19 protein-coding genes are annotated in these 19,016 nt (G+C 64.7%); 10 read left to right on the top strand and 9 right to left on the bottom strand.

The window, feature by feature from the left end:
* Window positions 1–48 precede the first annotated feature (48 nt).
* The 4 genes from EK416_RS17725 (at window position 49) to EK416_RS07950 (ending at window position 6,848) form a co-directional block, all read left to right on the top strand.
* Entirely contained in the window at window positions 49–909 is an 861-nt protein-coding gene (locus EK416_RS17725; protein WP_164729919.1) for an ImuA family protein, read from the top strand.
* Window positions 818–2,815, top strand: a complete 1,998-nt coding sequence (locus EK416_RS07960) for a Y-family DNA polymerase (RefSeq protein ID WP_164729918.1) — start codon at window positions 818–820, stop codon at window positions 2,813–2,815. The genes EK416_RS17725 and EK416_RS07960 overlap by 92 nt, the downstream gene beginning before the upstream one ends.
* On the top strand, window positions 2,812–6,345 hold the full coding sequence (locus tag EK416_RS07955) for an error-prone DNA polymerase (RefSeq protein WP_127076974.1): 3,534 nt from the start codon (window positions 2,812–2,814) through the stop codon (window positions 6,343–6,345). Before EK416_RS07960 ends, EK416_RS07955 begins: the two co-directional genes overlap by 4 nt.
* 131 nt (window positions 6,346–6,476) lie before the next feature.
* Entirely contained in the window at window positions 6,477–6,848 is a 372-nt protein-coding gene (locus EK416_RS07950; protein ID WP_127076973.1) for a DUF1491 family protein, read from the top strand.
* 130 nt (window positions 6,849–6,978) lie between these two features.
* On the opposite strand, the gene hisG is transcribed toward EK416_RS07950, so the two are convergent.
* The 4 genes from hisG to EK416_RS07930 form a co-directional block, all read right to left on the bottom strand.
* Window positions 6,979–7,689, bottom strand: coding sequence for an ATP phosphoribosyltransferase (gene hisG, locus EK416_RS07945; RefSeq protein WP_127076972.1), 711 nt, complete (start codon window positions 7,687–7,689; stop codon window positions 6,979–6,981).
* Between the two features lies 1 nt (window position 7,690).
* Window positions 7,691–8,815: an ATP phosphoribosyltransferase regulatory subunit gene (locus EK416_RS07940; RefSeq protein WP_127076971.1), complete on the bottom strand. Its 1,125-nt coding sequence runs from the start codon at window positions 8,813–8,815 to the stop codon at window positions 7,691–7,693.
* Window positions 8,812–10,233 (bottom strand): histidine--tRNA ligase, encoded by a 1,422-nt coding sequence (hisS, locus tag EK416_RS07935; RefSeq protein ID WP_127076970.1) that lies wholly within the window; start codon window positions 10,231–10,233, stop codon window positions 8,812–8,814. Before hisS ends, EK416_RS07940 begins: the two co-directional genes overlap by 4 nt.
* 191 nt (window positions 10,234–10,424) lie before the next feature.
* Window positions 10,425–10,613 carry a YdcH family protein gene (locus EK416_RS07930; RefSeq protein ID WP_127076969.1) on the bottom strand — a complete coding sequence of 63 codons (189 nt, stop codon included), beginning with the start codon at window positions 10,611–10,613 and terminating at the stop codon, window positions 10,425–10,427.
* Between the two features lie 314 nt (window positions 10,614–10,927).
* Between EK416_RS07930 and EK416_RS07925 the strand changes: the two genes are divergently transcribed.
* Complete coding sequence (locus EK416_RS07925) at window positions 10,928–11,134, top strand: YdcH family protein (RefSeq protein WP_127076968.1); 207 nt, start codon at window positions 10,928–10,930, stop codon at window positions 11,132–11,134.
* A gap of 431 nt (window positions 11,135–11,565) precedes the next feature.
* On the opposite strand, the gene EK416_RS07920 is transcribed toward EK416_RS07925, so the two are convergent.
* The 5 genes from EK416_RS07920 to EK416_RS07900 all read right to left on the bottom strand — a co-directional run bounded on the left by EK416_RS07920 (window position 11,566) and on the right by EK416_RS07900 (window position 15,627).
* The gene (locus EK416_RS07920; RefSeq protein WP_127076967.1) at window positions 11,566–12,387 is read right to left on the bottom strand and encodes a tetratricopeptide repeat protein; all 822 of its coding nucleotides are present in this window, start codon (window positions 12,385–12,387) and stop codon (window positions 11,566–11,568) included.
* Window positions 12,388–12,534: 147 nt separating this feature from the next.
* On the bottom strand, window positions 12,535–12,765 hold the full coding sequence (gene rpsU, locus EK416_RS07915; protein ID WP_013419901.1) for a 30S ribosomal protein S21: 231 nt from the start codon (window positions 12,763–12,765) through the stop codon (window positions 12,535–12,537).
* Window positions 12,766–12,857: 92 nt separating this feature from the next.
* Entirely contained in the window at window positions 12,858–13,988 is a 1,131-nt protein-coding gene (locus tag EK416_RS07910; protein WP_127076966.1) for a 5-(carboxyamino)imidazole ribonucleotide synthase, read from the bottom strand.
* Window positions 13,975–14,472, bottom strand: coding sequence for a 5-(carboxyamino)imidazole ribonucleotide mutase (purE, locus tag EK416_RS07905; RefSeq protein WP_127076965.1), 498 nt, complete (start codon window positions 14,470–14,472; stop codon window positions 13,975–13,977). Before purE ends, EK416_RS07910 begins: the two co-directional genes overlap by 14 nt.
* Window positions 14,473–14,610: 138 nt before the next feature.
* On the bottom strand, window positions 14,611–15,627 hold the full coding sequence (locus EK416_RS07900; protein WP_127076964.1) for a polyprenyl synthetase family protein: 1,017 nt from the start codon (window positions 15,625–15,627) through the stop codon (window positions 14,611–14,613).
* Between the two features lie 140 nt (window positions 15,628–15,767).
* Here EK416_RS07900 and EK416_RS07895 point away from each other — a divergent pair, with 140 nt between their 5' ends.
* From EK416_RS07895 to EK416_RS07880, 5 genes are all read left to right on the top strand, one after another.
* A complete protein-coding gene (locus EK416_RS07895) occupies window positions 15,768–16,019 on the top strand; it encodes a putative signal transducing protein (RefSeq protein ID WP_127076963.1) in 252 nt (83 codons plus the stop codon).
* Between the two features lie 15 nt (window positions 16,020–16,034).
* Window positions 16,035–16,796 (top strand): tRNA1(Val) (adenine(37)-N6)-methyltransferase, encoded by a 762-nt coding sequence (locus EK416_RS07890; RefSeq protein WP_127076962.1) that lies wholly within the window; start codon window positions 16,035–16,037, stop codon window positions 16,794–16,796.
* A 221-nt stretch (window positions 16,797–17,017) separates the two neighbouring features.
* A complete protein-coding gene (locus EK416_RS07885; protein ID WP_127077229.1) occupies window positions 17,018–17,881 on the top strand; it encodes a S49 family peptidase in 864 nt (287 codons plus the stop codon).
* A gap of 81 nt (window positions 17,882–17,962) precedes the next feature.
* A complete protein-coding gene (locus tag EK416_RS17720; protein ID WP_164729917.1) occupies window positions 17,963–18,121 on the top strand; it encodes a hypothetical protein in 159 nt (52 codons plus the stop codon).
* Window positions 18,122–18,222: 101 nt separating this feature from the next.
* A complete protein-coding gene (locus tag EK416_RS07880) occupies window positions 18,223–18,801 on the top strand; it encodes a GNAT family N-acetyltransferase (protein WP_127076961.1) in 579 nt (192 codons plus the stop codon).
* Window positions 18,802–19,016 lie beyond the last annotated feature (215 nt).

Raw genomic sequence — 19,016 nt, 5'->3', positions numbered from 1 at the left:
CCTCCGTCAGATCGCCGTGCCGAAAAAGGCGCCCGGCCGCAAACCGCGATGCGAGAGAACCGAGCTTCGGACCGGCGTGCCGGGTCTGCGGTTTCCGGCGTTCTGGACGCGCTCAGGATGCAGGTCCGCGCCATCGAAGGCCACTATCTCGACGATGGCAGGGCGCCGCCCGTGCTGCCCTTCGCCGATCCACGGCTGAACGAGCCCCTGCCCGGCGGCGGCCTTTCGCTCGGCGCACTGCATGAGTTCACCGCAGCCGCGCTCGAAGCCGAACTCGCGCCATCGGTGACAGCCTTCGCGGCGACCGTGCTGGCCGCTCACCTGCGCGTGCGAGGCGGCGTCGCGCTATGGGCCGCGAGCCAAAGCGATTGTTACGTGCCCGGCCTTCGCCGCTTCGGCCTCGACCCGGCGCGCATCGTTTTCGTGGACTGCCGGAAGGACGCCGAAGTGCTGGCCGTCATGGAAGAGGCGCTTCATTCGCGGGCCGTCGCCGCCGTGCTCGGCGAGGCGGGCGCGCTTACGCTGAAAACCGGGCGCAGGCTCGACGCCGCCGCGCGGACTTCAAACGCGCTCGCGCTCCTCGTCCGCCGCCATGTGGTGAAGCCCAGAGGCGTGGCCGGCGAGCCGAGCGGGGCCGCCTCTACCCGCTGGCGCGTCGCCGCCGTTCCTTCGTCCGATGTCTTCGGCGGCCTCGGGCCCCCGCGTTGGCGTCTCGACCTCGACTATTGCCGCAATGGAAGAACCGCATCCTTTATCGTGGAGGCACTCGATGGCGCAGACGGGCACACTTTTGAAGCGGGCCACGGGAAAGCGGGCCATGTACGTGTGGTTGCCGAACTTTGCGATGACGCTCGCGCGGCTGAAGCGCCCGAGGCTCGCGAAGCGGCGCGAACCGCTCGCCCTTCTTGAGAAGCACGGCACCGTCCGCCGCATCGCCGCGCTGGACGGCCCCGCTATCGAGGCGGGGATCTCCCTGCACCAGCCGCTGGCCGACGCGCTCGCGGTATGCCCGAAACTCGTCACCGCCGACGCCGATCCCGCCGCCGAGGCCGACGCACGCGCCGCACTCGCCCTGTGGGCGCAGCGCTATACGCCCGCGACCGCGCCCGCGCCGTCCGGCCTCTGGCTCGACATCACCGGCTGCGCGCATCTCTTCGCTCAACCCGCGTTCGGAGCCGGGCGCCTGAACGAAAAGTCGGATCGCCGCTGCGGCGCTGCGACCGATGAGGACAAACTCGCCGACGATCTGCTCGGCCGCCTCGAAGCGCGGGGCATTCCGGCCCGCGCTGCCATCGCGCCCACCTTCGGCGCGGCCTTTGCGCTCGCCCATCACGCCGAACGCTACGTGATCGCGGATGACTTCGCGGCCGCCGCCGGGGATACGCCGTCGCTCCTGCCGAGGCAGTCGACCCTGTTCGAGAGCGGGGAGGATCGGCGCGTTGAAGCCGGCCTCGCCGCCCTGCTTGCGCCGCTGCCCGTCGAGCGGCTGCGTATCGCCGCCGAAACCGCAAGCGTGCTGCGCAAGCTCGGCCTTTACACGGTGGGCGACGTGCTGCCCATGCCGCGCGCCGGTCTCGCGCGCCGCTTTCCCGACCTTCTGCCGCAACTCGACAAGGCGCTCGGCCGCGCCGAAGAAGCCATCGATTTCCTGCGCGAGCCGTCGCCCTGGCTCGAACGCCTGCGCTTCGCCGAGCCCCTGGCCGCGCCGGAGGACATCGAGCGCGTCACGCGTGCGCTGCTCGACATGCTGTGCCGCCGCCTCGAACGGGAGCGGCACGGCGGCCTCACCTTCGAGGTAAGCTTTTTCCGCGCCGATGGCGGCGTGGAAGGGCAGGCCGTGACGACAGCGCTTCCCTGCCGCGATCCGGCTCGCGTGATGCGCCTCTTCCGCGAGAAGCTGCCGCTCATCGATCCCGGCTTCGGCATCGATTCCGCCATGATCTTCGCCTCGAAGGTGGAGCCGCTCGAAGCGCGCCAGTCCAACATCTTGCGCAAGGTGCGGGGCGAAGCGAGCCTCGAAGACCTCGCGGCGCTCATCGACGGGATCGAGAACCGCTTCGGCGAGGGGCGCGTCTACCGCTTCGCGCTGCGCGAAAGCCATATTCCCGAGCGCGCCGTGGCAAGGCAACCCGCGCTCGCCGACGCGGGAACGGCATTCGCGGTCGCTGAAACCCCGCGTCTGGCGGCTGAGAAGAAGGAGGCTGCGTCCTTCGCGCTTTGCGACGCGCGCGGTGCCATGCCCGAGTTGCGCATGCCCGAGCCGCATTCGAGAGACGCCGGATCGCCGGGCTGTCCGCGCGCTTCCTCGCTGCAAACAGGCGAAGCGACTGGGGCGCCCCGATTGCTCGCTTCCGCTGGGTTCAAGCCGTCGTCCCACGCCGCGCTCAAAGACGAAACGCAGTCGCGTCAGCCTGACGAGACATCCCTTCCACGCGGCAAAGCGGAACGAGGTCGCGGATCAAAGGGCAGGCGCTCCCCGAAACAGCCGGCCACGGAGCCCTCGCCTTGGGACTTGCTGCCCGAGCGCCCCGTCCGCCTCTTTACACGGCCCCATCCCATCGATGTGACCGCCGTGCTCCCCGACGCGCCGCCGATGCTGTTCCGCTGGCGCAAGGTCGTCCACCGCATCGTGCGCGCGGACGGGCCGGAGCGCATCGCGTCCGAATGGTGGCGAGCGCTGCGCGACGAAGACCGCGAGGTACGCGATTATTATCGCGTGGAAAGCGCGCACGGCATGCGCTTCTGGGTCTATCGCGAAGGTGAATATGGCGGCGAGCGCCCGCCACGCTGGTATTTGCACGGAGTGTTCGCATGATCGCGAAAGCGCCGCCGCGCTATGCCGAGCTTCAGGCCGCGACGAACTTTTCGTTTCTAGAAGGCGCATCGCATCCGCACGAACTCGTGGCGCGCGCGGCGGAACTCGGCCTGTCCGCCATCGCCATCACGGACAGAAACTCGCTCGCTGGCATTGTGCGCGCGCATCTCGCCGCCCGTGACCATGGTGTGAAGCTGATCATCGGCTGCCGCCTTTCCTTCGTCGACGGAGCGCCTGATCTTCTGTGCTATCCGACCGGCCGCGCGGCTTACGGGCGGCTGTGCCGGCTTCTGACGCTCGGCAAGTCGGACCGCGTCATCAGGAGCGAAGCCCTCTCCGCCGCGCAAAGCCGCTCGAAGCCAGCCCAATCGAAGCCCCGCCCCGTTCCCGAACCGCAAACGCGAGAGCCTTGCTCCAACGTCTTGCCGTGGCCGAAAAGGCCGTCGGAAGCGTCGCCGTCCTTTCCGCTCGCCGACGCGGAGAATGGCGCGCCGTTCGATACCGCGATGGACGCGGCATCGCATCAGGCTGAGCCACACGCCGACGCAAGTCTCGCCCAGGGCCTCGGCGACCGCGGACCGGAGGACACGATCCCGAAGGGCGAATGCCGTCTCGCGCTGGAAGACTTCCTGTCCTTCGCGGAAGGGCAGATCGTCGCCGTGCTGCCGCCGGACGACATCTTCCGAAGCCCGCGCCGCATGGCCGACTTCCGCCGCCACCTGCAAACGCTCGCCGCGCGGTTGCCGGATCGGGTCTACCTCGCCGCGAGCCATCGCTTCCGTGGCGACGATGGCCCGCGCATCGCCCGTCTCGCCGCGCTCGCCGCCGCCGTTTGCGTTCCGCTCGTCGCAACCGGCGACGTGCTCTGCCACGTCCCTGCGCGCCGCCGCCTTCAGGACGTCCTCACCTGCATCCGCCACGCCTGCACCATCGACGAAGCGGGCTTCCGGCTCGCGGCGAACGCCGAGCGGCATCTGAAAGCGCCCGCGGAAATGGTGCGACTGTTCGCCGGGTATCCGGAGGCCGTGGCAAACACGGTTAAGCTCGCGGCGCGCTGCACTTTCAGCCTCGCCGAACTGACATACGAATATCCCGAGGAGATCGCGCCCGACGGCGAAGCTCCGCAGGCCCGGCTGGAGCGCCTCACATGGGAGGGGCTCGGACGGCGCTATCCGGACGGCGTGCCCGACGATGTGGCGGAGCAGGTGCGGCATGAATTCGACCTGATCGCACGCTTCGGCTACGCGCCGTTCTTCCTCACGGTCGAGGACATCGTCCGCTTCGCGCGGGAGAAGAACATCCTGCATCAGGGGCGCGGCTCGGCGGCAAACTCGGCCGTGTGCTACGCGCTCGGCATCACGGGCGTGGACCCGGCGCGCTCCAATCTCCTGTTCGAGCGCTTCATCTCCGACGCGCGCCACGAGCCGCCAGACATCGACGTCGATTTCGAGCATGAGCGCCGCGAAGAGGTGATTCAATACATATACAGCCGCTTCGGCCGCCACCGCGCCGGGCTGTGCGCAACCGTCATCTGCTATCGCACGCGGGGCGCGGTGCGCGAGGTGGGCAAGGCGCTCGGGCTTTCGCCGGATGTGACGGCGGCGCTCGCGGGCTCCGTCTGGGGCTGGAGCGATGGCGGTGTCGATCCGGGCGACCTCGCCGCGCTCGGCCTCGACGCGAAGGACCCGCGCCTGATGCTCTGCCTTGAACTGACGCGCGAACTGATCGGCTTCCCACGCCACCTGTCGCAGCACCCCGGCGGCTTTCTCATCGCGCGCGGACGGCTTGACGAACTCGTGCCCATCGAGAACGCGGCGATGGACGACCGCACCATCGTCTCATGGGACAAGGACGACATCGAGGCGCTCGGCATGCTGAAGGTCGACGTGCTCGCGCTCGGCATGCTGACCTGCCTCGCAAAAGGCTTCGACCTCATCCGTGCGCATTATGGCCGCGACTTCACGCCTGCCACCGTGCCATCGGAAGACCCGGCCGTTTACGCGATGCTGTCGCGCGCCGATTCCATTGGCGTGTTTCAGGTGGAAAGCCGCGCCCAGCAGACGATGCTGCCGCGTCTCAAGCCGCAGAACTTCTACGACCTCGTCATCGAAGTGGCCATCGTGCGGCCCGGTCCCATCCAGGGCGACATGGTGCATCCCTATCTGCGCCGTCGGCAGGGCCTCGAAAAGGCGAGTTTTCCGAGCCCGGAACTGAGAGGCATTCTCGAAAAGACGCTCGGCGTGCCGCTGTTTCAGGAACAGTGCATGCGCATCGCCATCGTCGCGGCGGGCTTCTCGGCGGGCCGCGCGGACGAGCTGCGCCGCGCCATGGCCACGTTCAAGAAGGTCGGCACCATCGGGACGTTCAAGGACGAGTTCATCGGAGGCATGCTTGCGAGGAACTATCCGCGCGACTTCGCCGAGCGCTGCTTCAGCCAGATCCAGGGTTTCGGCACCTACGGCTTCCCGGAAAGCCACGCGGCGTCTTTCGCGCTCCTTGTCTATTGCTCGGCGTGGATGAAGTGCCATTACCCCGATGTGTTCGCCGCCGCGATCCTCAACAGCCAGCCGATGGGCTTTTACGCGCCCGCGCAACTCGTTCGCGACGCGCGCGAGCATGGCGTCGAGATGCGCCCCCCCGACGTGAACGCGAGCGAATGGGATCATACGCTGGAGGCTGCGGACGGCGGGCGGCATGCGCTGCGCCTCGGCTTCCGTCTCGTCGCGGGCATGCGCGAGGAAGACGCCGGAAATATCGTGAAGGCACGCATGGCGGGCGGCCCGTTTTCAAGCACCGAAGATGTGATGCGCCGCGCAAAACTCGGCACAGCCGCGATGCTCACGCTCGCGCGCGCCGACGCGTTCGGCTCGGTGGCGCGGGCGCGGCGCGAAACGCTGTGGGACGTCGCGGGGTTCGAGGCGGATGAATTGCCGCTTTTCGCGCGGGCAACGGAGCCTTCCGCACCATTGCCCTTGCCGGACGCGGTCGCGCTGCCGCCGCTGGATGCGGGCGAGGCCGTTGCGGAGGATTATTCGGTGTTCGGCCTGTCGCTGCGGAATCATCCGATGGCCTTCATGCGCGCCGGGCTTCAGGCGCAAGGCATGGTGCGCGCCGTCGATCTCAAGACGCTGCCGAACGGTCGCTTCGTGACGATCGCGGGACTCGTGCTGTTTCGCCAGCGCCCCGGCACCGCAAAGGGAACGATCTTCATGACGATCGAGGACGAGACAGGCGCGGCCAACCTCATCATATGGCCGAAGCTTTCCGAGACTTATCGCCGGGCTGTGTTCGGTGCGAAAGTGATCCTCTGCGAAGGCGTTCTGCAAAGGGAAAGCGGCGTCATCCATGTCGTAAGCCGCCGCCTGACCGATTTCACGCGCGTCCTCGGGCGTCTTCAACCCGATGCCGCCGCATTCGCCGTGCGCTATGGGCGCGGCGACGAAGGGACGCACGGAACCGCACTGCCACGCCGACGTTCCAAAGTTAACCCGGATTGGACCCGCACCTTAAAAAGCCGCGATTTTCGCTAATGCTGACTTACATCCTTTCCTGTAGCCCTGGATAAGCCATTGCCGCAGGAGAGGCACGGTCGCAAAATGACCAAGGCAACGGCCCCACGCTGGCGGAGCGTTTCGCCTTTGCTCAGTAAAAGAGGGGAAACATGCGCGTTAAATCTCACATTTGGGTGAGCGCCTACCTGCGTCGGCTGGACACCGCTTTCATTCCTGCCGCGCTCGTGCGTCACGGCGATGCGGATGCCGGAGCGATCTACATCAAGGTCGCCGCTCTCGATGGCACGGCCCAGGTTTTCGCTCCGCTCTCGTCGCAGTTCGCCGAAATGGCGCCGGCCGGGACGCTTTTCATGGAAGATGGACGCGCATGGCAGCCGGTCTACACGCCTCACGCGGCGGAGGCGGAAGCGGATGCCTATCTTGAGCGGCAGGCGAGCCGCGATCCCGACATCTGGATTCTCGAAGTGGAAACGCCGCAAGGGAGGCACATGCTGGGGGCAACGGCTGCAACGGTTGCGTGACCTTGGCGCGCCGCCGCAGCAGCGTCCTGCCGTCGCTTCGGACGCGACGTGCAGGTTTATGTCGATCAGCTTGTCTGCCGCAAATCGAGCCCGATTTGACCCGGACTGACCGAGGATCGCAATCGAAGCGTCAGGCTGCGCCGCGCGCCATGCGGAGCCGCTCCGCGATGTCGGTGCAAAGCGCGGCCAGTCGGGGCTCGGCGAGCGCTGCGCGCGCCGCGACGAGATTGGCCTCGGATCGAAGGATCAGTCCATCGGCAAGGATGCGCAGCCCGTTCGCGCGAAGCGTCGCGCCCGTGCTCGTGATGTCGACGATGCCTTCCGCCATGCCGGCGGCGGGTGCGCCTTCCGTCGCGCCGAGGCTCTCCACCGTGCGATAGTGGCCCACGCCTTTTTCCGTGAAGAAGCGGCGCGTCAGCATGGGATATTTGGTGGCGATGCGAAGCCGCCTGCCATGCTCGGCGGTAAACAGCGCGCCTGCTTCTTCGAGGTCTGCCATCGTTTCCACGTCACGCCAGCAATCGGGCACGGCGACGACGACATTGGCGTGGCCGAAGCCGAACTTCACGAGCAGGTCCACGCGCTCGTCGGCATCGGGGATCTGCTCGCGCACAAGATCTTCGCCGGTGACGCCGAGATGCACCCGCCCGCTTTGCAGGTGCCGCGCGATCTCGCCCGCAGAAAGAAATTCCACGGCGACATCCGGCACGCCCGTCATCGCGCCCTTGTAGCCGCGCGCATCGCCCGTCTTCTCGATGGCGACCCCGCCCTTGCGAAACAGGTCGAGCGTATCTTCCATCAGCCGCCCCTTGGACGGCACGCCGACGATGAGCTTGTCCATGCTATCTCCCCGAGGCCGCGACGAGCAGCCGCTCGGTATGGATTGCAGCGCCCACGGCGGGCACGTCGCGCGCGCCGCCGGAGAGTGCGCGGATGAGGCCGTCATAACGACCGCCGCCCGCGATCTGCCGTTCCACGCCTGCCGCATCGATCCGGAACACCATGCCGGTGTAATACTCGAAATGCCGCCCGAAATCGGCCTCGAAGATCACCGGGGCGCAGCCCGCGAGCTTCTTGATGCCGCCGAGCAGCGCCCGCGCGTCGTCCATCACCGGGCCGAGGTCGAGCGACGCTTCAGCGGCGAGAGACGCGATGCGGTCGAGCGCGGCGTCCACGTCGCCGCGCGTAGCGAGATAGTCGCGCGCGAGCCGCACGGTTTCGGCTGAAAGCGGCAATTCCTGCGCATCTGCCGCCTTATGCTGCAAGCGCTTCACGATTTCGGCCGGGCGGCGCAGACCGATGAACGGCACGCCTTCCGTATCGAGATGGGCGAGGAAGCCGTCGTCGGTGAGCGCCGTTTCCGGCAAGGCGGGCGCGCGGTCGGCCTGCGAACGTGAAAGGACATCCAGCTCCTGCGCGAAGGCTTGCCGCCGGAAGGCGCGGGCCAAGCGGTCGCGCCAGCGCTGCGGCATGTCGAGCGCGTTCAGCAGCGCGCGGACGAGGCTGATATGGCCGACGCGGATCGTGAAATCGAGCACGCCGCAGGAGCGCACGGCGTCGAGCGTAAGCGCCATGACTTCGAGGTCGGCTTCAATGCCGCGCGCGCCGTAATATTCGATCCCCGCCTGGCGGAATTCGCGCGTGCGCAGCCGCTCGGGCTTCGTCTGAATGCGGAAAGCGGGGCCGTTATAGCTGAATTTCGAAACGCCATCGCCCGCGCCGCGTTCCAGAAACACGCGCGCCACGGGGAGCGTGAGGTCCGGACGGAGACAAAGTTCCTCGCCGCTAGGGTCGCTGAAGATATAGGTTCGCGCGCGAAGTTTCTCGCCGATGCGGTCGAGAAACAGGCTGGCTGGCTGGATGAAGGCTGGAGCCACGCGCTCATAGCCCTTCGCCGCGAACAGCGTCATGATGGTAGCGGCCTGCGCTTCGAGCGCCCCGAATTCCTTTGCGCCTTCCGCCGTCACGCCTTGGCCTGCTCTTCGATGAGTTTCTTCACAGCGGCGACGAGATCGCCCTCGCTCACGGAAAACTGCGCGGGGCGCGCCTCTTTCCACTCGGCATGATCGGCAATTTCGCCGGAAAGCCGCGAGCCTTCCAGCAGATCCTTGATCGTGACTTCGCCCTTGGCGCGTTCGTCCTCGCCCTGAATGATGACGCACGGGCCGCCGCGTTTGTCGGCGTATTTCATCTGCGCCTTCATGCCCGCATCGCCGACATACATCTCGGCGCGGATGCCCGCGTCGCGAAGCTGGCGCGCCATGCGCTGATACTCGCCGACGCGCGCCTTGTCCATGACAAGCACGACAACCGGACCCGCCGCCTTCGCCGCGCCGATTTTGCCGAGATGCGAGAGCGCCGCGTAAAGCCGCGACACGCCGATGGAAAAGCCGGTGGCGGGAACGGGCTGCGAGCGGAAGCGCGAGACGAGGCCGTCATAACGACCGCCGCCGCCGACCGAGCCGAAGCGCACGGTCTGGCCGTTTTCGTCCGTGGCGGGGAAGGTCAGCTCCGCCTCGAAGACGGGGCCCGTGTAATATTCGAGGCCGCGCACGACTGTGGGATCGAAGCGGATGCGGTCGTCGCCGAAGCCGGCGCCGCGCACGAGTTCCATTATGGCTGCGATGGCCGCGTCGGCGGGCGCGTCGCCACTGAGGAGCGCGAGCACGGCGTTCGCCTGCGCCGACGTGAGGTCCGCGCCGGGCGTGAAGTCTCCGCTTTCGTCCTTGCGGCCCTTTCCAAGCAGGTCGGACACTCCCGGGATGCCGAGGCGATCGAACTTGTCGACGGCGCGCAGCACAACGAGACGCTTTTTCTGGTCGTCGATGCCTGCGGCGTCGAGAACGGTGTCGAGAAGCGTGCGGCTCGACACTTTAACTATATATGAACCTCCGAGGCCGAGCGCGTCGAGCGTATCCGCCGCGAGCATGCACATCTCGGCGTCGGCGGCGGGGTTCGCGGTGCCGACCGTGTCCGCGTCGAACTGCATGAATTGACGGAAGCGGCCGGGGCCGGGCTTCTCGTTGCGGTAAACGTAGCCCGTCTGGTAGCGGCGGAACGGCTTCGGCGTGGCGTCGAAGTTCTGCGCGACATAACGCGCGAGCGGCGCCGTGAGATCGTAGCGCATGGACACCCACTGCTCGTCCTCGTCCTGAAACGAGAACACGCCCTCGTTCGGGCGGTCGGTGTCGGGCAGGAATTTGCCGAGCGCGTCGGTATATTCAAACGCAGGGGTATCGAGCGGCTCGAACCCGTAGCGCTCGTACACCGCGCTGATGGTGTCGAGCATGTGCTTCAGCGCGCGGAGTTCCTGCGCTTCGACATCGCGCATGCCTTTCGGCAGCCGCGCCTTGACCTGTGATTTGGATGGCTTCTTGTCGCTCATGCGGAAAGGAATGAAGCCGACTGTCGGAGAGCGCAAGACTTTTGTGGGGATTGCGGCGACGCGCGGCGGCCAAAGAGGGCGTGTTGTGCAGGGCGCGCGGAGCGACAGGAGGGAACGCGGTAGGGGAGGGTGATGGGGTTGTGGCCTGAGCGGCAGGTCATGCCCTGCCGCTTTGGCCCGTATCGGAGGTGTTACGCCCTGAGAGCGACGTCCTCTCCGGATTTGAACTTTTCTATCTTCTCCTTGAGAAGGAGCTTACGGCGCTTTAGTTCGGAAACCTTCAACCCGTCCACGAGAGGCCGAGCCATTTCAAGCTCGATCTGCCGCTGAATGGTCTGGTGCTTCTCTTTGAGTTCCTCGATATGCGCAATAAGGCTCATTTCCGGCCTCCACTTTTGTTTAACCCTCCTATGGCAAACCCAATTTACGGCGAAAAAATGACATAATTGGCGCCAAACCGTGACGCGGTTGCATGACGCATAACCGGCAACCTGAAATCCCTTGCAAATTTGCGCCATATCTTAACAAATTCCTTCGACCGTCTTCAAAATCCCATGAGAATCTTTCCAATCCGTGCTACACGTTACGGATCGAGGAGATTGCGCTTTTTCGGAAATTCGGGATTCGTGCTATGATGAAATTCGTAAGCGATTTTTCGGGGCCGAGTATTTTTGGCGTCATCCCCGGGGGTTTGATGAACACTTCGGAAGATGGAGGTGTGCGCCAGAAACTCGCACAGCTCAGACAGGAACATCGCGATCTGGACGATGCGATCACGGCGCTTGAGAGCGCTCCGGATCGCGACCAGCTGCGTCTTACGCGTCTCAAGAAGCGCAAGCTCTTTCTCAAGGACAAGATCGCGCGTTTTGAGGATCAGCTTCTGCCCGATATCATCGCCTGACTGCCGGTTGCTGGCGGTCCGAGAAAGACACAAAGCCGAGCGTCCCTTCGGAATCGGCTGCGAAAGTGGGGTGGCGTCCCGGTCTTCTTTCCTGCTGACAAGCTCGCGGAGAACGAGCGCGAATGCCCAAAGAGCGCATCGCAGCCTCGCAATGTAGACCTGATGAACATGCCTCCCGCTCGGGACGCGGTCTCAAGCTGATTGCTTTCAATCGATCTGCGACGCTCGCGTCATAGGGCGTCATCGGCCTGTGTACGCCAGCGCGTAGCTCCGCAGAGCCCGGCGTGCGTGTCCGGAATTGATTGCGCTCAGCCGACGGCACCCGCAAGGGTGCCGGGAAGCGCTGCGTCCGATGAAGAGAAAATACACCAAACTTTTCGAGCGCGCTCATCGCGGGTCGCCCCGCCAGATGCGGCTCTGACCGGATGCATTTACGCGTCTTCGCCGCCGACGCGGCGCAGGCCCTCATAAGCGACGCGGCTTTCCCGATTGATTTGAAGCGCGCGCTTGTAGGCGACTGCGGCTTCCTTGCGGTCGCCCATGGCTTCCGCAGCCTGACCAGCCGCCGCCCACGCCTCGTAATTGTTGACCTTGTTGGTCCCGGCGACCTGGAAGTCCTCGAACGCCTTCTTGTAATCCTGCATGACCATGAAGCTCTGGCCGCGCGCGAAGTGCGGGTCGGGCGCGTCGGGCCGGTAATTCACGGCGACGTTCAGATCGTCCAGCGCGTTGCGGTGATCGTTCATGGCCTGATGGATCAGGCCGCGGCTGTAATACGGCGCGGGATCGTCGGGCTTGAGTTCTATGGCCTTGGTGAAGTCTGCCACGGCCAACGGATAATTGCGCTGGTCCTTGTAGACATTGCCACGGCCGACATAGGCTCCGGCGTAGTCCGGCTTGATCGCAAGCGCCTGATTGTAGTCGGCGAGCGCAGCGTCATACCGGCCCATCTTCAGATAGATCAGCGCGCGGTTGTTATAGGCTTGATAGAATTGCGGATTGATCTGGATTGCGGCCGTGAAATCGGCGATGGCACGCTCGCCATCACCCGCCTGGCCATAGGCTGTGCCGCGCAGGTTAAGCGCGCTCGCATCTCGCGGGTTCTTCGCGAGAACCTGTGAGATGGACGCGATATTGTTCCTCGGGTCGACCTGCGGATTGTTCAGACGGTCGGCGGCACGCTGATCGCTTACCCCTGGGGTTTCGCATGCCGCCAGCGAGAACCCCGCAAGACATACGACACCCGCCGTCAACGCTCTTTTTATCGTCCCCGTCTTCACAATACAGGCTCCACCCTCGCGAAAGGCTCTCAAGTGACGCCACAGTGAGCCCCGAATGGGGCCACAATCGGATGGCGGCGCGAAACCTCTCGCCGGCTGTGTATAATTTGAAACGAAGACTTATCGTGCTGCGGCGCGGCCGGGAGCAACGATGCCTTCTCTCTGAGCCTTCTTCCGAGCGAGCTTGCGGGCGCGGCGCACGGCCTCGGCCTTTTCGCGGGCTCTCTTTTCGGAGGGCTTTTCATAGTAGTTACGCAGCTTCATCTCGCGAAAGATACCTTCGCGCTGCATCTTCTTCTTGAGCGCCTTCAGCGCCTGATCGACATTGTTATCGCGAACGTGTACCTGCACGCTGACTCCCTTGGTTCGAATTGGGCTGGAATAAAAAAGCCCGCACGAGTGCAGGCCATTGCGCGCACTCTATCAGGCTTTACCCTGTCTGTCTATTTCAAGCTTGATGTAGCACGCGGCGCGCCACGGTAGTTTTCCACCGGTGATATTTGGGTCACATGCCCGAGCTTGCGACCGTTCTTGATCTCCGACTTGCCGTAGAGATGCAGGGACGCCCCGGCATCGCGGCTCAGGATGTCCTGCCACTCCAGCACATCGGCGCCAAGGAGATTCGTCATGACCGCGTCGGAGTGCCGCTCCACGCTGCCGATTGGCCACCCCGCGACGGCACGGATGTGATTTTCGAACTGGCTGATAATGCAGGCTTCCATCGTCCAGTGACCGGAATTGTGCACGCGCGGCGCGATTTCGTTCACGAGAACGTGCTCGCCATCGGGCATGACAAAGAATTCAACGCCAAGCGTTCCGCGATAGTCGAGCGCGGCGGCGATGCGGGCGGTGATCTCCTGCGCGGCGGCCTGCTGCGCGGCCGAACATGCGGCGGGGACGATGCTCTGATGCAGAATGCCGTTCCGGTGGCGGTTCTCCGGGCAGTCATAGGCCGACACCGCGCCGTCGGTTCCGCGCACGGCGATGACAGAAATTTCAAGCGCGAAGTCGACCATGCCTTCGAGCACGCAGGCTGCCGAAAAATCCTTGAATGCGTCGCGAAGCTCCGCCTCGCTCGACACCCGTGCCTGCCCTTTGCCGTCGTAGCCCTCGCGGGCGATCTTGAGGATGCCTCGCCCGTGCTGCGCGAGGAACGCAGCGGCGTCGGCGAGGTCCGCTTCCGTCTCCACGACCGCATAGGGGGCGGTGCCAAGGCCCAGCGCCGTCAGGAAGCGCTTCTCGGCGATACGGTCCTGCGTCACGGCGGCGGCGCGAGCGGGCGGCCATACGGGCGTGCGCAGCGCGGCAACCTCCAGTGCCGCAGCGGGCACGTTCTCGAATTCGAAGGTGACGACGTCGCAATTCTGCGCGAAGTCAGCAAGCGCCGCCTCGTCCGTATAGGGCGCGCACCAATGCAACGACGCGACCTGGAAGGCCGGGCTGTCCTCCTTCGAGGAATAGACGGCCGTCTTGAAGCCAAGTTTTGCGGCGGCTACGGCGAGAAAACGCCCGAGCTGGCCGCCACCGAAAATGCCGATGGTCGAGCCGGGCGGCAAAGGCTCACGGAACGTCATTCGGCTTTTCCGCTACTTTTGCCGAGCGATTTGCGCGCCATGCGTCCACGCGTGCCGCAAGCGCCGCGTCGCCCAGCGCGAGGATCGATGCGGCGAGCAGACCGGCGTTGGTTGCGCCCGGCTCGCCAATCGCAAGCGTGCCGACCGGAACGCCCGCCGGCATCTGCACGATGGACAAAAGCGAATCCTGGCCCTTCAGCACGGTTGTCGCGATGGGAACGCCGAGAACGGGCAATGTGGTGAGCGCCGCTGTCATTCCGGGAAGATGCGCGGCTCCGCCAGCGCCCGCCACGATCACCTTGAAGCCCTCGGTTCGCGCCGATTTGGCAAAGGAATAGAGCCGGTCCGGCGTTCGGTGAGCGGAAATAACGCGGGCCTCGTATGAGACGCCGAGTTCGTCGAGCACGGCCGCGGCGGCGCGCATAACGGGCCAGTCGGACTGGCTGCCCATGATGATGGCGACAGGGGGCATAACATTGGTCATATGAAAGTACAAATCACGGAATTGCGCGCGCCGGAAGCGGCATTGTGATCGCAGATCGCGTTACTTATGCGTTTTCCAGTGTCAATGCTCTACGCATGTCGACGGATGGCAGGGCGGCGTGCGCCGCTCCGCCCTCTATCAATGCATGCGCGCGATGCTGAAATCCACCGCGTCGATCAGAGCCTTGCGCGCCTCGCCGGCGGGGAAGATCGAGAGCGCCTCGCGGGCTTCCTTGCCGTAGTAGACCGCGCGCTGGATCGTTTCCTCGATGGCGTTATGACGTCGCATGATCTGGATCGCGTGTTCGAGATCTCCGTCCTCGATGGCGCCTTCCTGAAGCGTGCGCCGCCAGAAAGCGCGTTCCTCGGGCGTTCCGCGCCGGTAGGAGAGCACCACGGGCAACGTGATCTTGCCCTCGCGGAAGTCGTCGCCGACGCATTTGCCGAGGCTTGCCGCTTCGCCCGAATAATCGAGCGCGTCGTCGATAAGCTGGAATGCAAGGCCGATGTTGGTCCCGTAGAGCCGAAGCGCTGCCTGCTCCTCGGCGCCTCGATCCGTCAGGATCGCGCCGATCTCAGCCGCCGCGGCGAACAGCGCGGCGGTCTTTGAGATGATGACGTTGAGATATTCTTCCTCGGTCGTGGCCAGGTTCTTCGACGCCGCAAGCTGCCAGACTTCGCCCTCGGCGATCACGGAAGAGGCTTCCGACAGCACCTTCAGCGCGCCGAGCGAACCGACATCCACCATCATGCGGAACGCCTGACCCAGCAGGAAGTCGCCCACGAGCACGCTGGCCTGGTTGCCCCAAAGCATGCGCGCGCTCTTCTTGCCGCGCCTCATGTCGCTCTCGTCCACGACGTCGTCATGCAGAAGCGTCGCGGTGTGCATGAACTCGACCGAAGCCGCGAGCATGATGTGGCCGGTGCCTTCGTAGCCGCACATCTTGGCGGCACCGATGGTGAGCATCGGGCGCAGCCGTTTTCCGCCGGAATTGATGAGATGGCGAGCGAGTTCCGGGATCAGCGCAACGTCGGAACGGGCTTGCGACAGGATGATGTTGTTGACCTCGGCCATCTCGTCATGGACAAGCCGCAGAAGAGGTTCGAGCGCTGCCGACGGATCGCTGCGCTCCTGAACTTGAGCCGCCAAGTTCATGATTTCCTCCAGATGTGCTGCTTGGGCATGATAACGGACTGGGCGAACCTCGTCAGGATCCCAGAAAAACACCGCTTTGATAAGTTAGCCACGTGGCTTAATGTCCCTGGATGCCTGTCCTGTCCGAAAAGGCTTGCTCGATGAAAGAGTTGCTGCGCACTACGGATATTGTGCTTCTCAGTTATGTCAACTCTTTGTTAGGCGACGCGGGGTTTTCGGTTCTCATCGCAGACGTTCACGTCAGTTCTGTAGAGGGGTCCATCGGCGCTTTTCCCCGGCGCGTTCTCGTCGCCGCCGAAGACTGGGAGGAAAGCGCGAAGCTCCTCACGGATGCCGGCCTTGGCGATCAGATCGCTGGGCGGGCTGTCTCCGGCGGCGTCTTGCCGACGTAATATCGCAAAAACCCCATGACGAGTCCGGTCACTTTCACGTGTGATGCTTTCCTTGATGGGCGCGTAACCGTTCGGCAACCGAAGCCGGGCTTCAGGTCAGGCCTCGATGCCGTGTTTCTGGCGGCAGCATGCCGGGCGCAGGCAGGCGAGCGGGTGCTCGAAGCGGGGTGTGGAGCGGGCGCGGCTTCCTTGTGCCTCCTTGCGCGTGTGCCCGGCGTGAGCATAACCGGCGTGGAGATCGACGCCGGGTTAGCGGCGCTCGCGCGGCAGAACGCGACCGACAACGGCTTCGGCGCGCAATTCGATATCGTCAACGCCGATCTCACGCTTTCCTGGGCCGAGCTTGACGCAGCGGGCCTCCTCCGTGAAGCCTACGACCACGTCATCGCCAATCCGCCGTTCTTCGAGCATGGCCGCACCCGCCCATCCAAAGACGCGCGAAACGGTCGCGCCCGCGCCATGGCGACAGGCGCTTTCGAGGACTGGGCACGCTTTCTGGCCGCCGTCGCCCGTCCGTCCGCCACCGCGACAGTGATCCATACGGCAGAGGCTTTGCCGCAGATCCTCGCCGCGTTCGATCGAAGGTTCGGGGCCCTGAGCATCCTTCCACTGCATCCGAAGCACGGCGCACCGGCAATCCGCGTCATCGTCAGCGGCATAAAGGGAAGCCGCGCGCCAGCCTCGATCCTGCCGGGCTTCGTTCTTCACGAAGCCGACGGCAAGCCGACCGTGGCAGCCGCCGCGATCCTGCGTCACGGTCAATCACTCCACCCGTGAGCCACTCCGGCCCATGAGCGAGAGCGCATCCGGCGCGCGCGCTTTGCCACAGGTGCCCGGTGCAACCCTGCGGCGAATGGCTTGTTAACCTCGTTCCCATACACACATGTGTGATAAATTTACGAAGCCGCGTTTCTCCGGCGAGCGACGAGGTAAACGTGATGCGGGTTTCCATGGACGTCGACAGCGAACACTCTTCGACCACACGCCCTAATACCTCGATGTGGGGCAACATCTTTCCGGGCAGCCTTTTTTCCGGCGGACGGACGACCATTCCCGTTGTGCGCCTGAGCGGGACCATCGGGGCGGCATCGCCGTTGCGGCAGGGATTGACGCTATCGGGCTGCGCCACCGCGCTCGACCGCGCTTTCGCCGCCAAAGGTCCGGCGGTCGTCCTTCAGATCAATTCGCCCGGCGGCTCGCCCGTGCAGTCGCGCCTGATCTACGACCGGATCGTCGCGCTCAAGGAGGAGCACGACAAGAAGGTCTATGCCTTTTGCGAAGATGTGGCGGCGTCGGGCGGCTATATGATCGCCTGCGCGGCGGATGAAATCTACGCGGACGGCTCGTCGATCGTCGGCTCCATCGGCGTGATCTCGGCCGGTTTCGGCTTCGTTCACCTTATCCACAAGCTCGGCATCGACCGGCGCGTGTATACGTCCGGCGAAAACAAGATGCAGCTCGATCCGTTCCGGCCAGAAAAGCCGGAGGAAATTGCGCGGCTTAAGCGTCTTCAGGCTGTTGTCCACGAAGATTTCATCGCGCTCGTGAAGGAGAGCCGGGGCGACCGCATCGCCAATTCCGGCGGCAACTTATTCACAGGCGAGTTCTGGGCGGGAAGGCAGGCCCTTGAACTTGGCCTGATCGATGGCATCATTGATCTCAGGGCAAAGATGCGCGCCGAGTATGGAGATAAAGTGCGGCTTAAGCTTATCTCCACTGAGCGCGGTTTCTTCAGGCGGAAAGCGGGAGTGGGCGTCTCGGTTTCCGGCACAGGGGTTGGTATCAGCTTCGCACAAGGCTTTGCTGATGATCTGATCTCTGCTCTCGAAGAGCGTGCGATCTGGGCGCGCTTCGGGCTGTAGTCGGCTTGGCCGACGCGTTCATGTAAATTGTCGGGGTTGTCAGTGATGTCACAGGTTTTCGCTGTTGCGTTGGGAGCGTTCATGCTCGTTTTTGCCCTGCGCTGGCTCAGGCGCGAGGCTGACCGGGTCGAGGCGGCAATCCGCCGGACCGACCGTCGTATCCGGCGCGCGACGCGTCCGGTCATAACCACTCCCCTGATGTTCGACGCGACGGCAGGAGTTTATCGCCCCGTCGACTGAGGCCGCCGAAAAAGCGCTCACCACCCTTTATGCGAACGCTGGCGCAAGCTTGGCGGAAGGGTTAGCTTGGGGCCTTTCGTCTTCGGCTTCGCGATGGTGTCATGACAAAGAGAGACGCGCGAGACGCGGCAGCCATGCCGGTCTCGGTGCGAAATGCGCAAGATAGCGACATGGCGGCCGTTCAGGCCATCTATGCGCATCATGTGCTGAACGGCTTGGCGAGTTTCGAGGAAATGGCGCCGTCCGTCGGCGAAATGGCGACGCGTCGGAAAAGCGTGCTCGCATCCGGCTTGCCGTATCTCGTCGCGGAACGCGGCGGCGCGGTCGTTGGCTATGCCTATGCCGGACTCTACCGGCTACGCTCGGCCTATCGCCATACGGTCGAGGATTCGGTTTATGTCGCCGACGGCCTGCAAGGCTGCGGCATCGGCAGTTCGCTTCTCGGCGAGTTGCTCGCCCGGTGCGAAGCCGGGCCATGGCGACAGATGGTGGCGGTCATCGGCGACAGCGGCAATGCCGGTTCCATCGCGCTGCATCAGCGCATGGGCTTTCGTCCGGCGGGCGTTCTTGTATCCGCCGGATTCAAGTTTGGCCGATGGGTGGATAGCGTTCTCATGCAGCGCCCGCTCGGCGAAGGGGATCGCACGCTTCCGGAAGGCAACCGCGAAACATCGCCTTAAGCGCCGCTTTTGTCGATTGAGAGCGGCGCTCGCGCGCCGAAGACTGGGAGGAAAGCGCGAAGCTCCTCACGGATGCCGGCCTTGTCGAACAGATCGTGTCGGTTGAAGGGGCGCAAGCGGGGTAGCAGCTTCGGGTGACGTCGCTCGGCTCCGGGTGCCTTCCCTGCAAGCGATGAGCCGGAGGGGAGCGCCCGTCACGCAAGCCTTCCGCCTTT

The organism is Rhodomicrobium lacus, assembly GCF_003992725.1.
Lineage (GTDB): Bacteria > Pseudomonadota > Alphaproteobacteria > Rhizobiales > Rhodomicrobiaceae > Rhodomicrobium > Rhodomicrobium lacus.
This window is presented reverse-complemented; position numbering and strand designations above follow the sequence as displayed.

Bases quoted from the DNA above. Each gene is read 5' to 3' on its own strand.
- EK416_RS07955 (WP_127076974.1), top strand. From the start codon at position 2,812: ATGATCGCGAAAGCGCCGCCGCGCTATGCCGAGCTTCAGGCCGCGACG.
- EK416_RS07885 (WP_127077229.1), top strand. From the start codon at position 17,018: ATGTGGGGCAACATCTTTCCGGGCAGCCTTTTTTCCGGCGGACGGACG.
- EK416_RS07930 (WP_127076969.1), bottom strand. From the start codon at position 10,613: ATGAGCCTTATTGCGCATATCGAGGAACTCAAAGAGAAGCACCAGACC.
- EK416_RS17720 (WP_164729917.1), top strand. From the start codon at position 17,963: ATGCTCGTTTTTGCCCTGCGCTGGCTCAGGCGCGAGGCTGACCGGGTC.
- EK416_RS07890 (WP_127076962.1), top strand. From the start codon at position 16,035: ATGACGAGTCCGGTCACTTTCACGTGTGATGCTTTCCTTGATGGGCGC.
- EK416_RS07960 (WP_164729918.1), top strand. From the start codon at position 818: ATGTACGTGTGGTTGCCGAACTTTGCGATGACGCTCGCGCGGCTGAAG.
- hisG (WP_127076972.1), bottom strand. From the start codon at position 7,689: ATGGACAAGCTCATCGTCGGCGTGCCGTCCAAGGGGCGGCTGATGGAA.
- purE (WP_127076965.1), bottom strand. From the start codon at position 14,472: ATGACCAATGTTATGCCCCCTGTCGCCATCATCATGGGCAGCCAGTCC.
- EK416_RS07900 (WP_127076964.1), bottom strand. From the start codon at position 15,627: ATGAACTTGGCGGCTCAAGTTCAGGAGCGCAGCGATCCGTCGGCAGCG.
- EK416_RS07950 (WP_127076973.1), top strand. From the start codon at position 6,477: ATGCGCGTTAAATCTCACATTTGGGTGAGCGCCTACCTGCGTCGGCTG.
- EK416_RS07925 (WP_127076968.1), top strand. From the start codon at position 10,928: ATGAACACTTCGGAAGATGGAGGTGTGCGCCAGAAACTCGCACAGCTC.
- EK416_RS07880 (WP_127076961.1), top strand. From the start codon at position 18,223: ATGACAAAGAGAGACGCGCGAGACGCGGCAGCCATGCCGGTCTCGGTG.
- EK416_RS17725 (WP_164729919.1), top strand. From the start codon at position 49: ATGCGAGAGAACCGAGCTTCGGACCGGCGTGCCGGGTCTGCGGTTTCC.
- EK416_RS07910 (WP_127076966.1), bottom strand. From the start codon at position 13,988: ATGACGTTCCGTGAGCCTTTGCCGCCCGGCTCGACCATCGGCATTTTC.
- hisS (WP_127076970.1), bottom strand. From the start codon at position 10,233: ATGAGCGACAAGAAGCCATCCAAATCACAGGTCAAGGCGCGGCTGCCG.
- EK416_RS07895 (WP_127076963.1), top strand. From the start codon at position 15,768: ATGAAAGAGTTGCTGCGCACTACGGATATTGTGCTTCTCAGTTATGTC.